This window comes from Microbacterium sp. (assembly GCF_051860965.1).
In the GTDB taxonomy this organism is placed as follows: domain Bacteria; phylum Actinomycetota; class Actinomycetes; order Actinomycetales; family Microbacteriaceae; genus Microbacterium.
Window position 1 is genome coordinate 87,854 of the sequence record NZ_JBIMKU010000006.1, and the last position, 16,211, is coordinate 104,064.

19 protein-coding genes are annotated in these 16,211 nt (G+C 70.0%); 11 read left to right on the forward strand and 8 right to left on the reverse strand.

Going from position 1 to position 16,211, the window contains the following annotated elements:
* Positions 1-7 precede the first annotated feature (7 nt).
* From ACTIFV_RS12785 to ACTIFV_RS12825, 9 genes are all read left to right on the forward strand, one after another.
* Positions 8-337 (forward strand): metal-sulfur cluster assembly factor, encoded by a 330-nt coding sequence (locus ACTIFV_RS12785; RefSeq protein ID WP_150921129.1) that lies wholly within the window; start codon positions 8-10, stop codon positions 335-337.
* A 129-nt stretch (positions 338-466) separates the two neighbouring features.
* Positions 467-1,627, forward strand: a complete 1,161-nt coding sequence (locus ACTIFV_RS12790; RefSeq protein ID WP_439593173.1) for a MalY/PatB family protein — start codon at positions 467-469, stop codon at positions 1,625-1,627.
* The gene (locus tag ACTIFV_RS12795) at positions 1,624-3,027 is read left to right on the forward strand and encodes an MFS transporter (protein WP_439593174.1); all 1,404 of its coding nucleotides are present in this window, start codon (positions 1,624-1,626) and stop codon (positions 3,025-3,027) included. The genes ACTIFV_RS12790 and ACTIFV_RS12795 overlap by 4 nt, the downstream gene beginning before the upstream one ends.
* 9 nt (positions 3,028-3,036) lie before the next feature.
* The gene (locus ACTIFV_RS12800) at positions 3,037-3,252 is read left to right on the forward strand and encodes a KTSC domain-containing protein (RefSeq protein WP_439593175.1); all 216 of its coding nucleotides are present in this window, start codon (positions 3,037-3,039) and stop codon (positions 3,250-3,252) included.
* Positions 3,253-3,297: 45 nt separating this feature from the next.
* Positions 3,298-4,242 carry a siderophore-interacting protein gene (locus tag ACTIFV_RS12805; protein ID WP_439593176.1) on the forward strand — a complete coding sequence of 315 codons (945 nt, stop codon included), beginning with the start codon at positions 3,298-3,300 and terminating at the stop codon, positions 4,240-4,242.
* Positions 4,239-5,249, forward strand: coding sequence for a FecCD family ABC transporter permease (locus ACTIFV_RS12810; RefSeq protein ID WP_439593177.1), 1,011 nt, complete (start codon positions 4,239-4,241; stop codon positions 5,247-5,249). Before ACTIFV_RS12805 ends, ACTIFV_RS12810 begins: the two co-directional genes overlap by 4 nt.
* Positions 5,246-6,298, forward strand: a complete 1,053-nt coding sequence (locus ACTIFV_RS12815) for a FecCD family ABC transporter permease (protein ID WP_439593178.1) — start codon at positions 5,246-5,248, stop codon at positions 6,296-6,298. Before ACTIFV_RS12810 ends, ACTIFV_RS12815 begins: the two co-directional genes overlap by 4 nt.
* Positions 6,295-7,119, forward strand: coding sequence for an ABC transporter ATP-binding protein (locus ACTIFV_RS12820; RefSeq protein ID WP_439593179.1), 825 nt, complete (start codon positions 6,295-6,297; stop codon positions 7,117-7,119). The genes ACTIFV_RS12815 and ACTIFV_RS12820 overlap by 4 nt, the downstream gene beginning before the upstream one ends.
* A 23-nt stretch (positions 7,120-7,142) precedes the next feature.
* Positions 7,143-8,180: an ABC transporter substrate-binding protein gene (locus ACTIFV_RS12825; protein ID WP_439593180.1), complete on the forward strand. Its 1,038-nt coding sequence runs from the start codon at positions 7,143-7,145 to the stop codon at positions 8,178-8,180.
* A gap of 58 nt (positions 8,181-8,238) precedes the next feature.
* Here ACTIFV_RS12825 and ACTIFV_RS12830 read toward each other — a convergent pair whose 3' ends face one another.
* On the reverse strand, positions 8,239-8,871 hold the full coding sequence (locus ACTIFV_RS12830; RefSeq protein WP_439593181.1) for a biotin transporter BioY: 633 nt from the start codon (positions 8,869-8,871) through the stop codon (positions 8,239-8,241).
* A 208-nt stretch (positions 8,872-9,079) separates the two neighbouring features.
* On the opposite strand from ACTIFV_RS12830, the gene ACTIFV_RS12835 reads away from it, so the two are divergent.
* Positions 9,080-10,678, forward strand: a complete 1,599-nt coding sequence (locus ACTIFV_RS12835; protein ID WP_439593182.1) for an ABC-F family ATP-binding cassette domain-containing protein — start codon at positions 9,080-9,082, stop codon at positions 10,676-10,678.
* Between the two features lie 53 nt (positions 10,679-10,731).
* Here the strand turns inward: ACTIFV_RS12835 and ACTIFV_RS12840 are convergent, their stop codons facing one another.
* The 4 genes from ACTIFV_RS12840 to ACTIFV_RS12855 are packed head-to-tail and all read right to left on the reverse strand — an operon-like array spanning position 10,732 to position 12,751.
* On the reverse strand, positions 10,732-11,592 hold the full coding sequence (locus ACTIFV_RS12840) for an SURF1 family cytochrome oxidase biogenesis protein (protein ID WP_439593183.1): 861 nt from the start codon (positions 11,590-11,592) through the stop codon (positions 10,732-10,734).
* Positions 11,589-11,798: a hypothetical protein gene (locus ACTIFV_RS12845; RefSeq protein ID WP_439593184.1), complete on the reverse strand. Its 210-nt coding sequence runs from the start codon at positions 11,796-11,798 to the stop codon at positions 11,589-11,591. The genes ACTIFV_RS12840 and ACTIFV_RS12845 overlap by 4 nt, the downstream gene beginning before the upstream one ends.
* Positions 11,795-12,163 carry a DUF3099 domain-containing protein gene (locus tag ACTIFV_RS12850; protein WP_439593185.1) on the reverse strand — a complete coding sequence of 123 codons (369 nt, stop codon included), beginning with the start codon at positions 12,161-12,163 and terminating at the stop codon, positions 11,795-11,797. Before ACTIFV_RS12850 ends, ACTIFV_RS12845 begins: the two co-directional genes overlap by 4 nt.
* A gap of 45 nt (positions 12,164-12,208) precedes the next feature.
* Positions 12,209-12,751: a DUF4190 domain-containing protein gene (locus ACTIFV_RS12855; protein WP_439593186.1), complete on the reverse strand. Its 543-nt coding sequence runs from the start codon at positions 12,749-12,751 to the stop codon at positions 12,209-12,211.
* 113 nt (positions 12,752-12,864) lie between these two features.
* On the opposite strand from ACTIFV_RS12855, the gene ACTIFV_RS12860 reads away from it, so the two are divergent.
* Positions 12,865-13,575, forward strand: coding sequence for a beta-ketoacyl-ACP reductase (locus ACTIFV_RS12860; protein WP_439593187.1), 711 nt, complete (start codon positions 12,865-12,867; stop codon positions 13,573-13,575).
* Here the strand turns inward: ACTIFV_RS12860 and ACTIFV_RS12865 are convergent.
* Genes ACTIFV_RS12865 through ACTIFV_RS12875 form a run of 3 tightly spaced genes read right to left on the reverse strand, consistent with a single transcriptional unit; the run spans position 13,572 to position 16,185 of the window.
* Entirely contained in the window at positions 13,572-14,264 is a 693-nt protein-coding gene (locus ACTIFV_RS12865) for an alpha/beta fold hydrolase (protein ID WP_439593188.1), read from the reverse strand. The genes ACTIFV_RS12860 and ACTIFV_RS12865 overlap by 4 nt on opposite strands.
* A 31-nt stretch (positions 14,265-14,295) precedes the next feature.
* A complete protein-coding gene (gene serB, locus ACTIFV_RS12870) occupies positions 14,296-14,931 on the reverse strand; it encodes a phosphoserine phosphatase SerB (RefSeq protein ID WP_439593189.1) in 636 nt (211 codons plus the stop codon).
* A gap of 9 nt (positions 14,932-14,940) precedes the next feature.
* Positions 14,941-16,185, reverse strand: a complete 1,245-nt coding sequence (locus ACTIFV_RS12875; protein ID WP_439593190.1) for a glucose-1-phosphate adenylyltransferase — start codon at positions 16,183-16,185, stop codon at positions 14,941-14,943.
* Positions 16,186-16,211: the final 26 nt, after the last annotated feature.

Genomic DNA, 16,211 nt, shown 5'->3' on the forward strand with positions numbered 1-16,211 from the left:
TCGTTATATGACCGCAACCCTCGCACCCGAGAAGTACGACGAGGTCACCGAAGCGCTCAAGGACGTCATGGACCCCGAACTGGGGATCAACGTCGTCGATCTGGGGCTAATCTACGACCTGGGCTGGGACGACGAGAACGATGCTCTCGTGATCCACATGACCCTGACGTCCGCCGGCTGCCCGCTGACCGACGTGCTCGAAGAGCAGACGGCGCAGGCACTCGACGATGTCGTCGAGCGCTTCCGGATCAACTGGGTGTGGATGCCGCCGTGGGGCCCCGAGCGGATCACCGACGACGGCCGCGACATGATGCGCGCCCTCGGCTTCGCCATCTGACCGATTCGGCGACGTGCGCGGCGGGTGCCGCATCGTCGTGGCCGAGTACGTTCACGAGCATCTGACGGGCACCTTCATACGGTGACGCACACCTCTCGTCGGGGAGCGGTCCGCAGATAGGCTCGATGGGTGAGCGTCACCCCCCTCGAAGCACTTCCCCTGGATCTTCTGCGACAGCGGTCGAGCACGAAGTGGCGCAAGTACGGAGACGACGTCCTCCCGTTCTTCGTCGCCGAGACGGACTACCCCCTCGCGCCGGCGATCACGGGGGCTCTCCAGCGCGCCGTCGAGCTCGGCGACACCGGCTACACCCCGCCGGCGCCCGGCATCCGCGAGACCTTCGTCGGCTTCGCGCAGCGCCGCTTCGGGTGGAACGTCGACCCGTCCCGCGTCTTCTGGACGGCCGACGTCATGATGGGCGTCGTCGAGATCCTGCGACGCATCGTCGAACCGGGTGACCGCGTCATCGTCATGCCGCCCGTGTATCCCCCCTTCTACGACACCGTCGAAGAGGCGGGCGCGGTCGTCGAGCGCGTCCCTCTGCAGCGGACGGATGTCGGGTGGCAGATCGACCTCGACGGCGTCGAGTCGGCGCTCGAGGCGGGAGCGCGGGCGATCCTGCTGTGCAACCCGCACAATCCGACGGGCACCGTCCATTCGCGCGTGAGTCTGGCTGCCCTCGCCGAACTCGCGGAGCGATTCGGCATCCCGGTCGTCAGCGACGAGATCCACGGACCCCTCGCGCACGCGCCCATCGTGTTCACGCCGTTCCTCACGGCCTCCGATGCCGCTCGTCGTGTCGGCTACGCCGTCACGAGCGCGAGCAAGACGTTCAACCTCGCGGGCCTCAAATGCGCCGTCATGATCGGCGGGGCCGATCGTCAGGCGAACGAGCTCCGGCGTCTTCCTGCCGAGGTGGAGTGGCGTACGGGGATCTTCGGAGGTCTTGCGCACGTCGCCGCGTGCTCGCCCGAGAGCGACGGCTGGGTCGACAGTCTGCTGGCGGCGCTCGCGATCAATCGCACGCTGCTGTCGGAGCTTCTGGCCGAGCACCTTCCTCTCGCGACCTACGTCGAGCCGGACGCCGGCTATCTCGCGTGGGTGGATGTCTCCGCCTACGGCTGGGGCGACAACCCTGCGCGCGAGATCCTGCGGCGGTCGAAGGTCGCGTTCCATCACGGTCCGCTCTTCGGCGACGAGGGCAAGGGCTTCGTGCGCATCAACTTCGGGTGCTCACCCGACATGCTCCGCGAAGCGATCGAGCGCGTCGGTGCGCTCGCGCAGCCATGAGCCACCCGCACGAGCCCGCTCCGACCGGGCCGGTCGACCTCGTCGCGAAGGACGCTCCCGGGAGTGTCTGGGCGCCGCAGTACCTCTGGGTGACGATCGGAGCCGTCGCACTCATCTTCCTCGCCGCGATGCAGGCGCTGGCCGTGACGACCGTCATGCCGATCGTCGCGGCAGACCTCGACGGTGCGGCGCTGTACGCCGTGGCGTTCGCCGGCACGCTCGCGACGAGCGTCATCGGCATGGTCGCGGTGGGCGCGTGGTGCGACAGATCCGGTCCCGCGTGGCCGCTGTCGAGCGCCGTCCTGCTGTTCCTCGCTGGGCTCGTGATCGCGGGCGTCGCGCCGACGATGGAGGTCCTCGTCTCAGGACGGCTGATCATGGGGCTCGGCACGGGAGGCATGACCGTCGCCCTCTACGTCGTCGTCGCCAGGATCTACCCCTCGGAGCTGCACGGCCGTGTCTTCGCGGCCTTCTCGGCCGCGTGGGTCGTCCCCTCGCTGATCGGGCCGTTCCTCGCCGGCGCCGTGACGGAGTACCTGCACTGGCGGTGGGTCTTCCTCGGCGTCGCGGGGCTGACCCTCGTCGCGTACGTCCTGGTCGCCGCGCGGCTGTGGACGACGCCCATGGACAGCGCCCATCCCTCGACGGACCGCATCCTGCCCCGGATGCTGTGCGCCTTCGCGGTCGCCGTCGGCGCGCTCGGCCTCAGCCTGGCCGGCGAACTGGGGGAGTGGGCGTGGGCGGGGGTCGCGGCATCCATCGTCGTCATCGTCCTCGCGATCCGGCCGCTCCTGCCCGCGCGCACGCTGCGGTCCGGTCGCGGCCTGCCGAGCGTCATCCTCATGCGGGGTCTCATCGCCGGCTCGCTCTTCGGGGCCGAGATCTACGTGCCGTACCTGCTCATCGACCACTACGACTTCTCGCCGACCTGGGCCGGCCTGGGGCTCACGGCCGCCGCGCTCACCTGGGCGACCGCCGCCGACGTTCAGGGACGGTTCGGCGATCGCCTCGGAAACACCCGCATCACCGTGATCGGGACGACGCTGCTGTTCGCGGCGACCGCGTTCGCCGCCGCGACGGCGCTGTGGCAGCTCCCGGCATGGGTGCTCATCTCGACCTGGGCGCTGGCCGGAGCGGGAATGGGCCTCATGTATCCGCGGCTGACGGTGCTCACCCTCGCGTACTCGACGCCGCAGAATCAGGGATTCAACTCGTCGGCGCTGTCGATCTCGGACGCCGTCGGCGCCGCGAGCGCGATCGCGACGATGGGACTCGTCTTCACGGCGTTGACGGTGACGGATGCCGGGTTCCCGATCGTGTTCGCGATCGCGGGCGTCCTCGCGCTCCTCGCGCTCGTGCCGGGCCTTCGGATGGGCCACGCGCACGAAGCCGCTCGCTAGCCTGAAGCCGTGCGCAGACAGCCCGTGACCTCGAGCGTGATCGCGTCGGTCGGGTACGACGCGGGCACCGCTGTGCTCGAGATCGAGTTCACGAGCGGCGATGTCTACCGCTGCTTCGCGGTGCCTCCGTCGGTGCACCGGGGATTGGTGGATGCCGCGAGCCCCGGCGCCTACTTCAACCGCACGATCAGCGACCGCTACCCGACGAGGCAGCTCTACGACTGACGCCAGGATTTGGAGACGCGGGGAAGGCAAGGCTAGCCTTACTTCGTGACCTCCTCGACGGAAACGCCCACCCGCCCCGCGTACCGGCCGTACCTCGCGAGCGTCGTCGACGTCATCCGGCTGTCCCCGCACTTCGTCCGCGTGGTCTTCACGGCACCGGATCTGGACGTCTTCGGCACGGCGGGTCTCGATCAGCGGATCAAGCTCCTCCTGCCGCTCCCGGACGGAACGTTCAGCGACATCGGTCACGAGGACCCCGAGAAGGTCGAAGACGGCAGCTGGTACACCCGGTGGCGCGATCTGCCCGCCGACGTCCGCAACCCGCTGCGCACGTACACGGTCCGGCGCATCGATGCGGAGTCGCGGCGGCTCACGGTCGACTTCGTCGTCCACCACGACGCAGGGCCGGCGGGGGCGTGGGCGGATGCCGTGCGTCCCGGACAGCGGCTCGTGATCGTCGGGCCCGACGAGCGCAGTCCCGACTCGCGCTCGGGGATCGATTGGCGTCCGGGCTCGGCCCGTCGACTGCTGCTCGCGGGCGACGAGACGGCCGCGCCCGCCGTCAGCGGCATCCTGGAGTCGCTCGACCCGGCCTGCGACGTCGACGCCTTCATCGAGGTGCCGACGGCCGCTGACATCCTCGACCTCGAGCTGCCGCCGGGATTCCGTGTCACCTGGCTCGCGCGAGATGAGCGCGGGCACGGCGCCGCGCTCGGCGAGGCGATCGCGGCCTGGACCGAGGCATCCACCGGCCTGCTCTCCCTCGCCGCCGCACCGCGACGACAGCAGCTCGCCGACATCGACGTCGACCTCGAGCTGCTGTGGGACAGCCCGGAGGTCAGCGACGGCGAGTTCTACGCCTGGATCGCGGGAGAAGCAGCGATGGTGAAGAGCCTCCGACGTCACCTCGTCTCCGGCTGCGGGGTCGACCGCAAGCGCGTCGCCTTCATGGGCTACTGGCGGCTCGGGCAGTCCGAGCGACAGGAATGACGAGCGCTCGCGATCGACGCGGGCGTCTCGTGCTGGTCCTCTCGATCCTCCTCCTCGTGGCGATGGTGGTCGTGAGCCTCATGGTGGGCGCGCGCCCCATCGCTCCCGGCGTCGTGATCGACGCGCTGCTGCGACCGGATCTCTCGATCGCCGATCACATCGTGGTCCTGACCCAGCGCGTCCCTCGCACGGTCATCGGCGTCCTGGCCGGAGCGGCACTCGCGCTCGCGGGCACGCTCATGCAGGGACTCACGCGCAATCCGCTCGCCGATCCCGGCCTGCTCGGAATCAACGCCGGAGCATCGGTCGCGGTCCTCGCGGCGATCACGATCTGGGGCATCACCGCGCCGTCCGGCTTCGTCTGGTTCGCCTTCGCCGGCGCTGCGGTGGCATCCGTCCTCGTCGCGGTCATCGGCACTCGCGGACCGGACGGCTCGAGCCCCGCGAAGCTCGCCCTCACCGGAGCCGCTGTGACGGCCGGCCTCACGGCGGTCACGACCCTCATCCTGACGACCTCCATCACGGCGTTCGACGTGTTCCGCTACTGGCAGGTCGGCGGTCTCACGATGCGCGGTCTCGACACCGTCGCGATCGTCGCCATCCCGATCGTCCTGGGCGCCGTCATCGCATTCTCGTCGGCGCGCGGCCTCGACCTGATCGCGCTCGGCGAGGACACCGCGACGGGACTCGGCCACAACGTAGCGCGCACGCGAGGGCTCGGAATCCTCGCGGCGATCCTTCTCTGCGGAGGCGCGACGTCGATCGCCGGACCCATCGTCTTCCTCGGTCTCGTCGTGCCGCACCTGCTGCGCGCGATCGTCGGCGGCGACTATCGCTGGCTGCTGGCGATCGGCGCACCTGCGGGGGCGATCCTGCTGCTCGCGGCGGATGTGCTCGGCCGTGTCATCGCGCTCCCCGGTGAGATCCAGGCGGGGCTCGTCGTCGCGTTCGTCGGCGCACCCGTGCTCATCTCGCTCGTGCTGCGCCGCAAGGCGGTGGCGCTGTGAACCGGACGGTCGTCGCCGAGCACCGGGTCGCCGCGCGGTCGGTGGTCGAGATCAGAGCGCACGTGCGCCGTCGGCGGCTGCTCGTCGTGCTCGTCGTGCTCGTCGCCCTGCTCGCCGTCGCTGTCGTCTCGCTCTCGGCGGGGCAGTACGCGATCGCCCCCGCGGACCTCTGGCGCACGCTGTGGGGCGGGGGAGACCGGGCGCAGTCCTACGTCGTCTTCCAGGTCCGGATGCCGCGGCTCGCCATGGCCGTCGTCGTGGGTGCCGCCCTCGGCATCGCGGGTGCGCTCCTGCAGTCGCTGCTGCGCAATCCGCTGGCGAGTCCCGATCTGCTGGGCATCAGCGGCGGAGCGGGCGTCGCCGCGGTGTTCGCGATCCTCATCGTGGGCCTGACCGGACCGCTGCTGGCCGTCGCCGCTTTCGCGGGCGGCCTGGCAGTCGCCGCGTTCCTCCTCCTGGCGGGACACCACCGGGCGGACGGCGGGTATCGACTCATCCTCGCGGGCGTCGGCGTCGCCTTCCTGTGCACGGCGATCACGAGCTACCTCATGGTGCGGGCGCAGGTGGAGCTCGCGCAGGCTGCCCTCATCTGGCTGACCGGGAGTCTCGCCTCGACCCCGTGGTGGAACTTCGTGACAGTGCTCGTCGTGGTGGTGCTCGCACTTCCGGCCGTCGTCGCCTGCGCGCGCTGGCTGCCGCTCACGCAGATGGGAGCGTCGAGCGCATCGTCGCTCGGCGTGAAGCCGGACACCGTGCGCATCGTCGCCGTCGTGACGGCGGTCATCCTCACGTCGGTGACCTGCGCCTTCGTCGGACCCATCTCGTTCATCGCCCTGTGCGCGCCCGCCATCGCCCGCCCGCTCCTCGGTCACGGCGCGATCGGCATCGGCACGAGCGCCGCGGTCGGGGCCACCCTCCTCGCGGGGGCGGATCTCGTCGCACAGTTCGCGCTGCCGGGCATCTCGGTGCCGGTCGGCGTCGTGACAGGAGCCCTCGGCGCCGTCTTCCTCCTCTGGCTGCTCGCGACGTCGAAAGGACGCCAGCTGTGACCTCCGCCATCGCACCGCCGCGCCTCGCCGCGCGAGGACTCGCCGCCGGCTACCCCGGCCGTCGCGTCATCGACGGGCTCGATCTCGAGTTCGCCCCCGGCCGCATCACGATGATCATCGGCGCGAACGCCTGCGGAAAGTCGACGCTGCTGAGCGTCCTGGCGCGCGTCAACCCGCCGCTGGGCGGGAGGGTCGAGCTCGACGGGGTGGATGTCGCCACCCTGCCGCGCAGACGCTTCGCCCGCAGCGTCGGGCTGCTCCCGCAGCATCCGACCGCTCCCGACGGACTCACTGTGGCGGAACTCGTCTCGCGCGGGAGGCACCCGCACCGCGGCGTCTTCCAGCGCTGGAGCGCGGCCGACACGGCCCGCGTGGACGACGCGATGGCGAAGACCGGGGTCGCGGCCCTGGCCGAGCGACCCGTCGGCGACCTGTCGGGCGGTCAGCGTCAGCGCGTCTGGATCGCGATGGCCCTCGCGCAGGAGCCCCGCATCCTGCTGCTCGACGAGCCCACGACGTTCCTCGACCTCAGCCACCAGATCGAGGTGCTCGATCTGCTGCGCGAGCTCAACCGCACGGACGGCACGACCATCGTCGTGGTGCTGCACGAGCTGAACCTCGCGGCCCGCTACGCCGACGACCTCATCGTGATGAGCGCGGGCCGTGTCGTCGCGCACGGCGCGCCTGGCGAGGTGCTCACGAGCGAGGTCGTCGCTCAGGCGTTCGACCTCGACGCCCTCGTCATCCCCGACCCCCTCACCGCCACACCCCTCGTCATCCCGGTCCCCGGCGGCGCTCACGCTGCTGCGGACGAGGCCTGACCCCACCGAAAGGAACACACAGCATGACCTCCCTCTCCACGCGCGCCGCGTCCCTCGCCGCGCTCACCGTCGCCGGAGCGCTCGTCCTCAGCGGCTGCGCGGGCGCGAACAGCGCCGCGGACGACACCGCCGGCGGCGACACCGGTGCGAGCGCGGGCTTCCCGGTCACGTTCGAGCACATCTACGGCGAGACCACGATCGAGACCAAGCCCGAGCGCATCGCGACGTGGGGCTGGGGTGCCACCGACGCCGTCCTGGCGCTGGGCATCGTTCCGGTCGCGATCGCCTCGATGGACTACGGCGGGGGCGACAACCGCATCACGCCGTGGGTGGAGGAGGCCATCGCCGACCTCGGCGGCGAGGAGCCCGTCATCCTCGACAACGCCACGTACGAGCTCAAGGTCGAGGAGCTGCTCGCGGCCGACGCCGACGTGCTCATCGCGCCGTACTCGGGTCTCACGCAGGAGGAGTACGACCAGGTGACGGATGCCGGCATCGCCGTCGTCGCGCCTGAAGAGGCCCTGTGGTCGACGCCGTGGCGCGACGTCATCACCGAGACCGGCAAGGCCATCGGGCTCGAGTCCGAGGCGGAGCAGCTGGTCGCGGACCTGGATCAGCAGGTGGCGGATGCCGCCGCCGAGAATCCGGACTTCGCGGGCACGACGATCGCCTTCGCGGATGACGACGTCGACACGTTCTACCTGTACCTGCCGGCAGACCCGCGCGTCGAGATCCTCGAGGACCTCGGCTTCGTGACGGCGCCGTCGGTGACCGCGCTCGACACGGGCGAGTCGACCTTCTACACCACCGTGAGCAGCGAGAACCTCGATCAGATCGACGCCGAGGTGATCTTCACGCAGGCGGAGCTCGAGGCGGACAACGAGACCTTCCTCACCTCCGCTCGCACACAGCTCATCCCCGCCGTCGCGAAGGGTGCCGTGGGCGCCATCGTCGGCGAGGAGAACGTCGCGGCGATCTCGCCGACGGCGTTGACGCTGCCGTGGATCCTGCCCTCTATCGTCGAGCAGCTCGCTGCCGCGACGGCGGTCGCGAAGGGCTGACGCTCGAGACGAGAGTCCCCCGGCCGAGTTCGGTCGGGGGTCTCTTCGCGCGTCGGGGTCAGCGCTTGCGCGCGTCCGCTCTGCGGACCAGCGCCCACGCGCCGGGGATGGCGAGCGCCGCGATCGCAGCCTTGACAAGACCGCCCACGATGAACGGGAACAGGCCGGCCTCCAGGATCTGCACGAAGGAGAGGTCGAGGCCCATCACGACGTTGAGGACGACGGCCATGTACGGGATGCCGAACACGAACGGCACGGCGCTCGCAGCCGCGAAGCCCGCGAACGCGAGGACCGGGCGCCGGTCCCACGCGCGCTCCGCGAACCACCCGGCGACGTAGGCGGAGAAGACGAACCCGATCACGAATCCGAAGCTCGGCTTGGCGACGGCTGCCAGCGAGCCGATGAAGTCGGCGAAGACGGGCAGCCCCGCGAGGCCGATGAGCATGTACGTCACGAGTGCGGCCGCGCCGCGGCGGGCGCCGAGCGCCGCCCCGACGACGATGACGCCGAGGGTCTGGCCGGTGATCGGAACGGGCCACAGCGGGATCGAGACCTGTGCGAGCACCGCGACCAGCGCAGCGCCCGCGAGGACGAGGCCCGCATCGACGGCGAACGCGCGAGCGCGGCTCGAGGGACGGGCGATGAGATCGGCGAGCACCGGGCGATGCGGCGCAGAGGCGATGGCAGACATGGGTTCAGCCTAGGGGCAGGAACGTGCACCTTCTTGGACGCAGTGCACGATCTCTCGTGCGTTCGCCTGTGGGCCGGTCACAGCGGACGGGCAGGTGCGCCCGCCTATACTGGGAGGCTGGCCGTGATCCCTCTGGATCCTGCCGCGGTCCCTGGGCTCGTCCCAGGACCTCACCCCCACACTCCACCGATGGAACGGACGTTTCGCCGTGCTCGCCGTACACGATCTCGAGATCCGCGTCGGCGCGCGCGTGCTCATGTCAGACGTCTCGTTCCGCGTCTCGGCGGGCGACAAGGTCGGTCTCGTCGGTCGCAACGGTGCCGGCAAGACGACGCTCACGAAGGTCCTGGCGGGTGACCTCATGCCCGCGGACGGCAAGGTGGAGCGCAGCGGCGAGCTGGGCTATCTCCCGCAGGACCCGCGGTCGGGCGATCCGACGATGCTGGCCCGCACGCGCATCCTCGACGCCCGTGGGCTCGGCACGCTCGCGATCGAGATGCACGAGGCAACCCTCGCGATGGGCGATGCCGACGAGAAGGTCGCCGCGAAGGCCATGAAGCGCTACGCGCACCTCACGGAGCGCTTCGAGTCGCTCGGCGGGTACGCGGCCGAGGCCGAGGCCGCGATCATCTCCAACAACCTCTCGCTGCCCGACCGCATCCTCGACCAGCCGCTGTCGACGCTCTCGGGCGGTCAGCGCCGGCGTATCGAGCTCGCTCGCATCCTGTTCTCCGATGCCGACTCGATGATCCTCGACGAGCCGACCAACCACCTCGACGCCGACAGCGTCGTGTGGCTGCGCGAGTTCCTCAAGAACTACAAGGGCGGGCTGATCGTGATCAGCCACGACGTCGAGCTGGTGGGCGAGACCGTCAACCGCGTCTTCTACCTCGACGCGAACCGCCAGGTCATCGACACGTACAACATGAACTGGAAGAACTACCTGCGCCAGCGGGTGGCCGACGAGGAGCGCCGCAAGAAGGAGCGCGTCAACGTCGAGAAGAAGGCGACGCAGCTGCAGATGCAGGCGGCCCGGTTCGGCGCGAAGGCCTCGAAGGCCGCCGCCGCGCACCAGATGGTCGCGCGTGCCGAGAAGATGCTGTCGGGACTGGATGACGTGCGTCAAGAGGACCGCGTCGCCAAGCTGCGGTTCCCCAAGCCCGCGCCGTGCGGGAAGACCCCGCTCATGGCCTCGGGACTGTCGAAGTCCTACGGCTCGCTCGAGATCTTCACGGACGTCGACCTCGCGATCGACCGCGGTTCGAAGGTCGTCATCCTCGGCCTCAACGGCGCGGGCAAGACGACCCTCCTGCGCATCCTCGCAGGCGTGGACCAGCCCGATACCGGCCAGCTCGAACCCGGTCACGGACTCAAGATCGGCTACTACGCGCAGGAGCACGAGAACCTCGACGTGAAGCGCTCCGTGCTCGAGAACATGATGTCGGCCGCCCCCGACATCACGGCCACCGAAGCCCGCAAGGTGCTGGGATCCTTCCTCTTCACGGGCGACGATGTGCTCAAGCCCGCCGGCGTTCTCTCGGGCGGCGAGAAGACGCGGCTGTCGCTCGCGACGCTCGTCGTCTCGTCGGCGAACATGCTGCTGCTCGACGAGCCGACGAACAACCTCGATCCCGCGTCGCGCGAGGAGATCCTCGACGCCCTCGCGCACTACGAGGGCGCGGTCGTGCTGGTCTCGCACGACGAGGGCGCCGTCATGGCGCTCAACCCCGAGCGCGTGCTGATCCTGCCCGACGGGGTCGAGGACATCTGGGGCCGCGACTACGCCGACCTCATCACCTTGGCGTAGCCCGCCGACGGAGGTCGGGGAGCCGCGGCGGATCCCGCGCTCGGCCTGCCGGCTCAGCGAGCGTCGAGCAGGGCGTCTTCGTCCTCCGCGTCACGGTCGCGACGGGCGGATGCCGCGGGCCTGCGGACCGTCGTGATGCCGACTGCGGCATCCTCCGCGTCCTCGCGGCGGTGCCGCAGCTCGGTGCGGATGACGTAGCCGATGAAGATGAAGCCCATGATCGCGAACAGGATCCACTGGATCGCATACGACAGATGGGGTCCGGGGTCTTCCGTCGGAGCTTCGAGTGCGTTGGGCATCGACGCCGCGGCGGGATCCTCCGAGACGACGATGCCGTAGGCGCCCTGTTCCAGATCCGCGGCGACCTCGGGCGACACGGCTTCGGCGATGATCGGCAGGTTGATGTTGGGCACCTTGCCCGCGTCGGCGGTGCGCCCGCCGCCGGGATCGGCCTCACCCGGACGCACGCGGGCGACGACCGTGATTGAGCCCTCGGGGGCACCGGGAACGGCGTCGGGATCGGGCTGATCCCGACCCGGAGGCACCCACCCGCGGTTGAGGACGATGATGCGACCGTCGTCGAGCCGGAACGGCACGAGCACCTCGAACGCCGCGGTTCCACCGTGCGGGCGGTTGCGCACGAGGAGCTGATCGCCCGACAGGTACTCGCCCACCAGTTCGACGGGCTGCCATTCGTCGAGCGGGTTCAGGGCGCCGTCCGCCTGCAGCACGTCCGAGAGGGGCACGGCTGGCGCGTCGTAGTTCGCCTCGACGAGGGCGAGCTGCGCGGAACGCGCGGCATTGCGGGTGAACTGCCAGTTCGACAGGAACGCGCAGGCGATGGCGAAGACGATCGCGACGGCGACGTACGCGGTCCAGCGGACGGCCGCCGGTGCGGACTCGCGACGGCTCACGGCACGACCTCGAGCGTCGACACGTCGAGGGGGAAGTCGCGCGCGGCGAGGAAGGAGCGCAGATAGTCGACGTGCTCGTCGCATGCGACCCAGGTCTTGCGCCGCTCGGGTCCGTGGATCTTGGGATTGCGCCAGTCGATCCGCCAGTTCGCCGACGCGCGGCATCCCGCCCGCGAGCACGTGCGGTCGACGTCGTCCTCGGTCACGCGTCTTCCTCGCGACGAGGCGGTTCGACGGCGGGGCTCTCCTGGATGCGGATCACGTCGACCGCATGAGCGGGGGCAGTCGCAGGGGAGGGACGCTGCGGGAGCGCACGCTCGGGGTTCTCCGGCTCGGCGCCGCCGACGTCGCTCGCCACATTGGCGAGGACGACCGCGACGTACGGGAGGAAGACGGCACCCGCGCCCAGCACCCACGTGTACCAGCCGTAGGGCGTGATGGCGACCATCAGGATGATGCAGACGACGCGGATGCCCATCATGACCAGATACCGCACTTCGCGGCCGTGCGCCTCATCGTGCGGCGACGGGGGAAGCGAGGTCGCAGACGGGCGTTCCGAGGAGTTCCTCACGGTTCCAGGGTACGCCCGGCCGGGCGCGTCGGGATCGGTATCGGGCTACGAGTAGCGCCCGTTCCCCGACGAGACGGCGATGACGAAGAAGAAGAGGAATCCAAGCGCCACGAGGATCAGGATGCCGAGGCCGACCCACCCGACGATGACGCCTGCGAGCGCCATCCCGCGACCGCCTTCCCCCGTCTGCTTGATCTGCTTGAGCGAGATGTGACCCGTGATGACGCCCGCGAGATTGCCGATGAAGGGGAGGATCCACAGGAAGCCGACGATGCTCGCCACCAGGGAGACGATCGCCAGGGTGTTGGTCTTGGGCTGCGCCTGACCGTACCCGTAGGCCGGAGCAGCAGCGCCGTAGGCGGGGGGAGCGGCCTGATAGGGCGGGGGATACGATCCCGGTCCCTGTGCCGCGGGCGCGGTGCCGTATGCGGGCGGGGAGCCGTACGGCTGCTCGGCTGCGGGGGCGTAGGCGGGCGGTGCCGTATAAGCGGGCGGAGGCGTGTACGCGGGCGGCGCGTACGGGGGCGGGGCGGTGCCCTCTGCCGGGGGCGTCGGCTCTGCGGGGGTCGAGGAGTCGGGCGTGCTCACGATTGTGGCCTTTCGTCGATGCTCGCTCCAGGCTCCCAGCGCGTGGCATCGGGTGTCAAACGCCGCGCCGATAGGCTGGGGCGGTTCCATCCCCGTCGTACAGGAGTATCGCCATGACCACCGATCGCGTCGTCCTCGTCACCGGCGGAAACCGCGGCATCGGCCGCGCGATCGCCTCGCGCTTCGTCGCCGAGGGCTACCGTGTGGCCGTCACCGCGCGTTCGGGCGAAGGCCCCGAGGGCACCTTCACCGTCCGCGCCGATGTGACCGACTCGGCCGCCCTCGACGCCGCCTTCACCGCGGTCGAGAACGAGCTCGGCCCGGTCGAGGTCGTCGTCGCCAACGCGGGCATCACGAAGGACACGCTGCTGCTCCGCATGAGCGAGGACGATTTCGACTCCGTCGTCGCGACGAACCTCGGTGGAACGTTCCGCGTGGTCAAGCGGGCATCGAAGGGGATGCTGCGCGCCCGCTGGGGGCGCGTCATCCTCATCTCGTCGGTCGTCGGCCTCTACGGCTCGGCCGGACAGATCAACTACTCGTCGTCGAAGGCGGCGCTGGTCGGCTTCGCCCGCTCACTCACCCGCGAGCTCGGCGCGCGGGGGATCACGGCGAACGTCGTCGCCCCGGGCTTCATCGAGACCGACATGACGTCCGAACTGCCCGAGGACACGCAGGCCGAGTACAAGAAGAACATCCCGGCCGGCCGCTTCGCGACGGCCGACGAGGTCGCCGGCGTCGTCACGTGGCTCGCGTCGGACGACGCCGCCTACATCTCAGGGGCCGTGATCCCCGTCGACGGCGGCCTGGGGATGGGGCACTAGCGCGCCGCGGCGACGATCGCCTCACCCAGTTCGACGGGCTTCGAGAACTGCGGCCAGTGGCCCGTGCCGAGGCGCACGACCTCGGCATCCTGGATCGCGGCGAACTCGTCGGCGTACGGACCCCACTGCGTGATGACCTGACGGAACGTCGCGTCATCCATTCCGCCCGACAGCAGCGTGACCGGTACGGCGTGGCGCTTGCCCTCGCCCAGCGCGATCGGATCCGTCGGAACGCGCGCCGGGACGCTCTTCCCCGCCGGCGCCGTACGCTCTCGCGTCTCGGCGTCGAGATCGGCGACGTCGTCCTCATCGAAGAAGTCCCACCCCGGGAACGGGATGACGCCGTCGACGACTTCGAACTCCGAGATCTGGCCGCCCTCGGGCGGTGCGACCGTGTCGACGAGCACGACCCGCGCGACGCGGTCGGCCCGCGCCTCGGTCGCCGCCCACGCGACATTGCCGCCGCCGCTGTGGCCGACCACCACGACGGGCGCGTCGATCCGATCGATCTCGGCGACGACCGCGTCGACCCAGTCCTGGATGCCGATGTCGGCTGATTCCTGAGCGGGAGCACCGACGCCGGGAAGCGTGAGCGGGTGCGCGCGATGCCCTGCCGCTTCGATCGTGGGGATGACGTCGCTCCACGAGTCGGCGTCGAGCCAGAGTCCGGGGATGAGGATGATGTCCATGGCCCGACGCTACTGGGGGCGTCCGACACGGTCAGGGCAGAAGAGCGATGACCTCGCGCAGGTCCACCGGGCCGACGACCAGATCCGCCTGAGCGCGCACGGTCGGCTTGGCGTTGAACGCGAGCCCGAGGCCCGCGGCATCCATCATCTTCACGTCGTTCGCGCCGTCGCCGATCGCGATCGTGCGTGAGATGGGGATGCCGTCTGCCGCCGCCCACTCGCGCAGCGACGCGGCTTTGGCCGCGGCATCTACGATCTCGCCGTCGACGAGTCCCGTCAACGACCCGTCGCGCACTCCGAGGCGGTTCGCGCGCCAGACGTCCACGCCGAGCGCGGGGGCGATGGTGTCGAGGATCTCGTGGAAGCCTCCCGAGACGACGCCGACGCGACCACCGCGATCGTGCACGGCGGAGAGGAGCTCGCGCACGCCCGGCGTGGGCTCGATGCGTGCGAGCACGCGCGCGAACGCCGACACGGGCACGCCCTCGAGAGCTGCGACCCGCGAGCGCAGGCTCGCGGCGAAGTCAACCTCGCCGCGCATCGCCGCCTCGGTCGCCGCCGCCACCTCGGCACCGCGGCCCGCCTCATCGGCCAGCAGCTCGATCACTTCGTTGCGGATGAGCGTCGAATCGGCGTCGAGCACGACGAGGAAGCGCGGAGCGGGCATGCTCCGAAACTACCGCGGGACGCGCATGCCCTTTCCCACGACGGTGATGCCCGTCTCGGTGATGGTGAAGCCCTGCGCGAGGTCCTTCTCGCGATCGACCCCGACCGTCGCGCCGTCTTCGAGCACGACGTTCTTGTCGATGATCGCCCGCGCGATGCGAGCGCCCGCGCCGACCTGCACGTGGTCGAACAGCACGGCGTCGGTGATGGTCGAGCCGCCGCCCGCGAGCGTCCACGGTCCGACGACGCTGCGCTCGAGGTGCGTGCCCGACAGCACGGATCCGAGCGAGACGACCGAGTCGATCGCCGTGCCGATGCGCCCGACGGAGTCGCGGACGAACTTCGCAGGCGGCGAGTTGACGGCCTGCGAGTGGATCGGCCACTCGGTGTTGTAGAGGTTGAAGATCGGCAGCGTCGAGATGAGGTCCATGTGCGCGTCGAAGAACGACTCGATCGTTCCGACATCCCGCCAGTAGTACCGATCCCGCGGAGTGGATCCGGGGACGTCGTTGCGGTTCATGTCGTACACCGCCCCTTCGCCGCGACCGACGAAGTAGGGCACGATGTCGCCGCCCATGTCATGGTTGGAGGTCGCGAGCTCGCCGTCGGACTCGACGGCCTCGATGAGGGCGTCCGTGTCGAAGATGTAGTTTCCCATCGACGCCAGCACCTCGCCGGGCGAGTCGACGAGTCCGGTCGGGTCCTGCGGCTTCTCGAGGAAGTCGCGGATCTTCACGGGATCCTCGGGATCCACGTCGATGACGCCGAACTGATTCGCGAGTCCGATGGGCTGGCGGATGCCGGCGACGGTGGCGCGTGCGCCGGATTCGATGTGCGCCGTCAGCATCTGGCGGAAGTCCATGCGGTAGACGTGGTCGGCGCCGATCACGATGACGATGTCGGGCTTCTCGTCGGTGATGAGGTTGAGGCTCTGCAGGATCGCATCCGCCGATCCCGAGAACCACCGCTTGCCGAGACGCTGCTGCGCCGGGACGGATGCCACGTACGAGTCGAGCAGCGGCGACATGCGCCACGTCTGGGAGATGTGCCGGTCGAGGCTGTGCGACTTGTACTGGGTCAGCACCACGAGCTGGCGCAGACCGGAGTTTATGAGGTTCGAGATGGCGAAGTCGATGAGCCGGTACTGTCCGCCGAAGGGCACGGCGGGCTTCGCTCTGTCCGCCGTGAGAGGCATGAGGCGCTTGCCCTCGCCGCCGGCGAGGATGATTCCGAAGACCTTCGGCGCTGATGGCATGGCACCACACTAGATCCGCGCGGCGC

Bases quoted from the DNA above. Each gene is read 5' to 3' on its own strand.
- ACTIFV_RS12785 (WP_150921129.1), top strand. From the start codon at position 8: ATGACCGCAACCCTCGCACCCGAGAAGTACGACGAGGTCACCGAAGCG.
- ACTIFV_RS12795 (WP_439593174.1), top strand. From the start codon at position 1,624: ATGAGCCACCCGCACGAGCCCGCTCCGACCGGGCCGGTCGACCTCGTC.
- ACTIFV_RS12810 (WP_439593177.1), top strand. From the start codon at position 4,239: ATGACGAGCGCTCGCGATCGACGCGGGCGTCTCGTGCTGGTCCTCTCG.
- ACTIFV_RS12825 (WP_439593180.1), top strand. From the start codon at position 7,143: ATGACCTCCCTCTCCACGCGCGCCGCGTCCCTCGCCGCGCTCACCGTC.
- ACTIFV_RS12830 (WP_439593181.1), bottom strand. From the start codon at position 8,871: ATGTCTGCCATCGCCTCTGCGCCGCATCGCCCGGTGCTCGCCGATCTC.
- ACTIFV_RS12860 (WP_439593187.1), top strand. From the start codon at position 12,865: ATGACCACCGATCGCGTCGTCCTCGTCACCGGCGGAAACCGCGGCATC.
- ACTIFV_RS12865 (WP_439593188.1), bottom strand. From the start codon at position 14,264: ATGGACATCATCCTCATCCCCGGACTCTGGCTCGACGCCGACTCGTGG.
- serB (WP_439593189.1), bottom strand. From the start codon at position 14,931: ATGCCCGCTCCGCGCTTCCTCGTCGTGCTCGACGCCGATTCGACGCTC.
- ACTIFV_RS12875 (WP_439593190.1), bottom strand. From the start codon at position 16,185: ATGCCATCAGCGCCGAAGGTCTTCGGAATCATCCTCGCCGGCGGCGAG.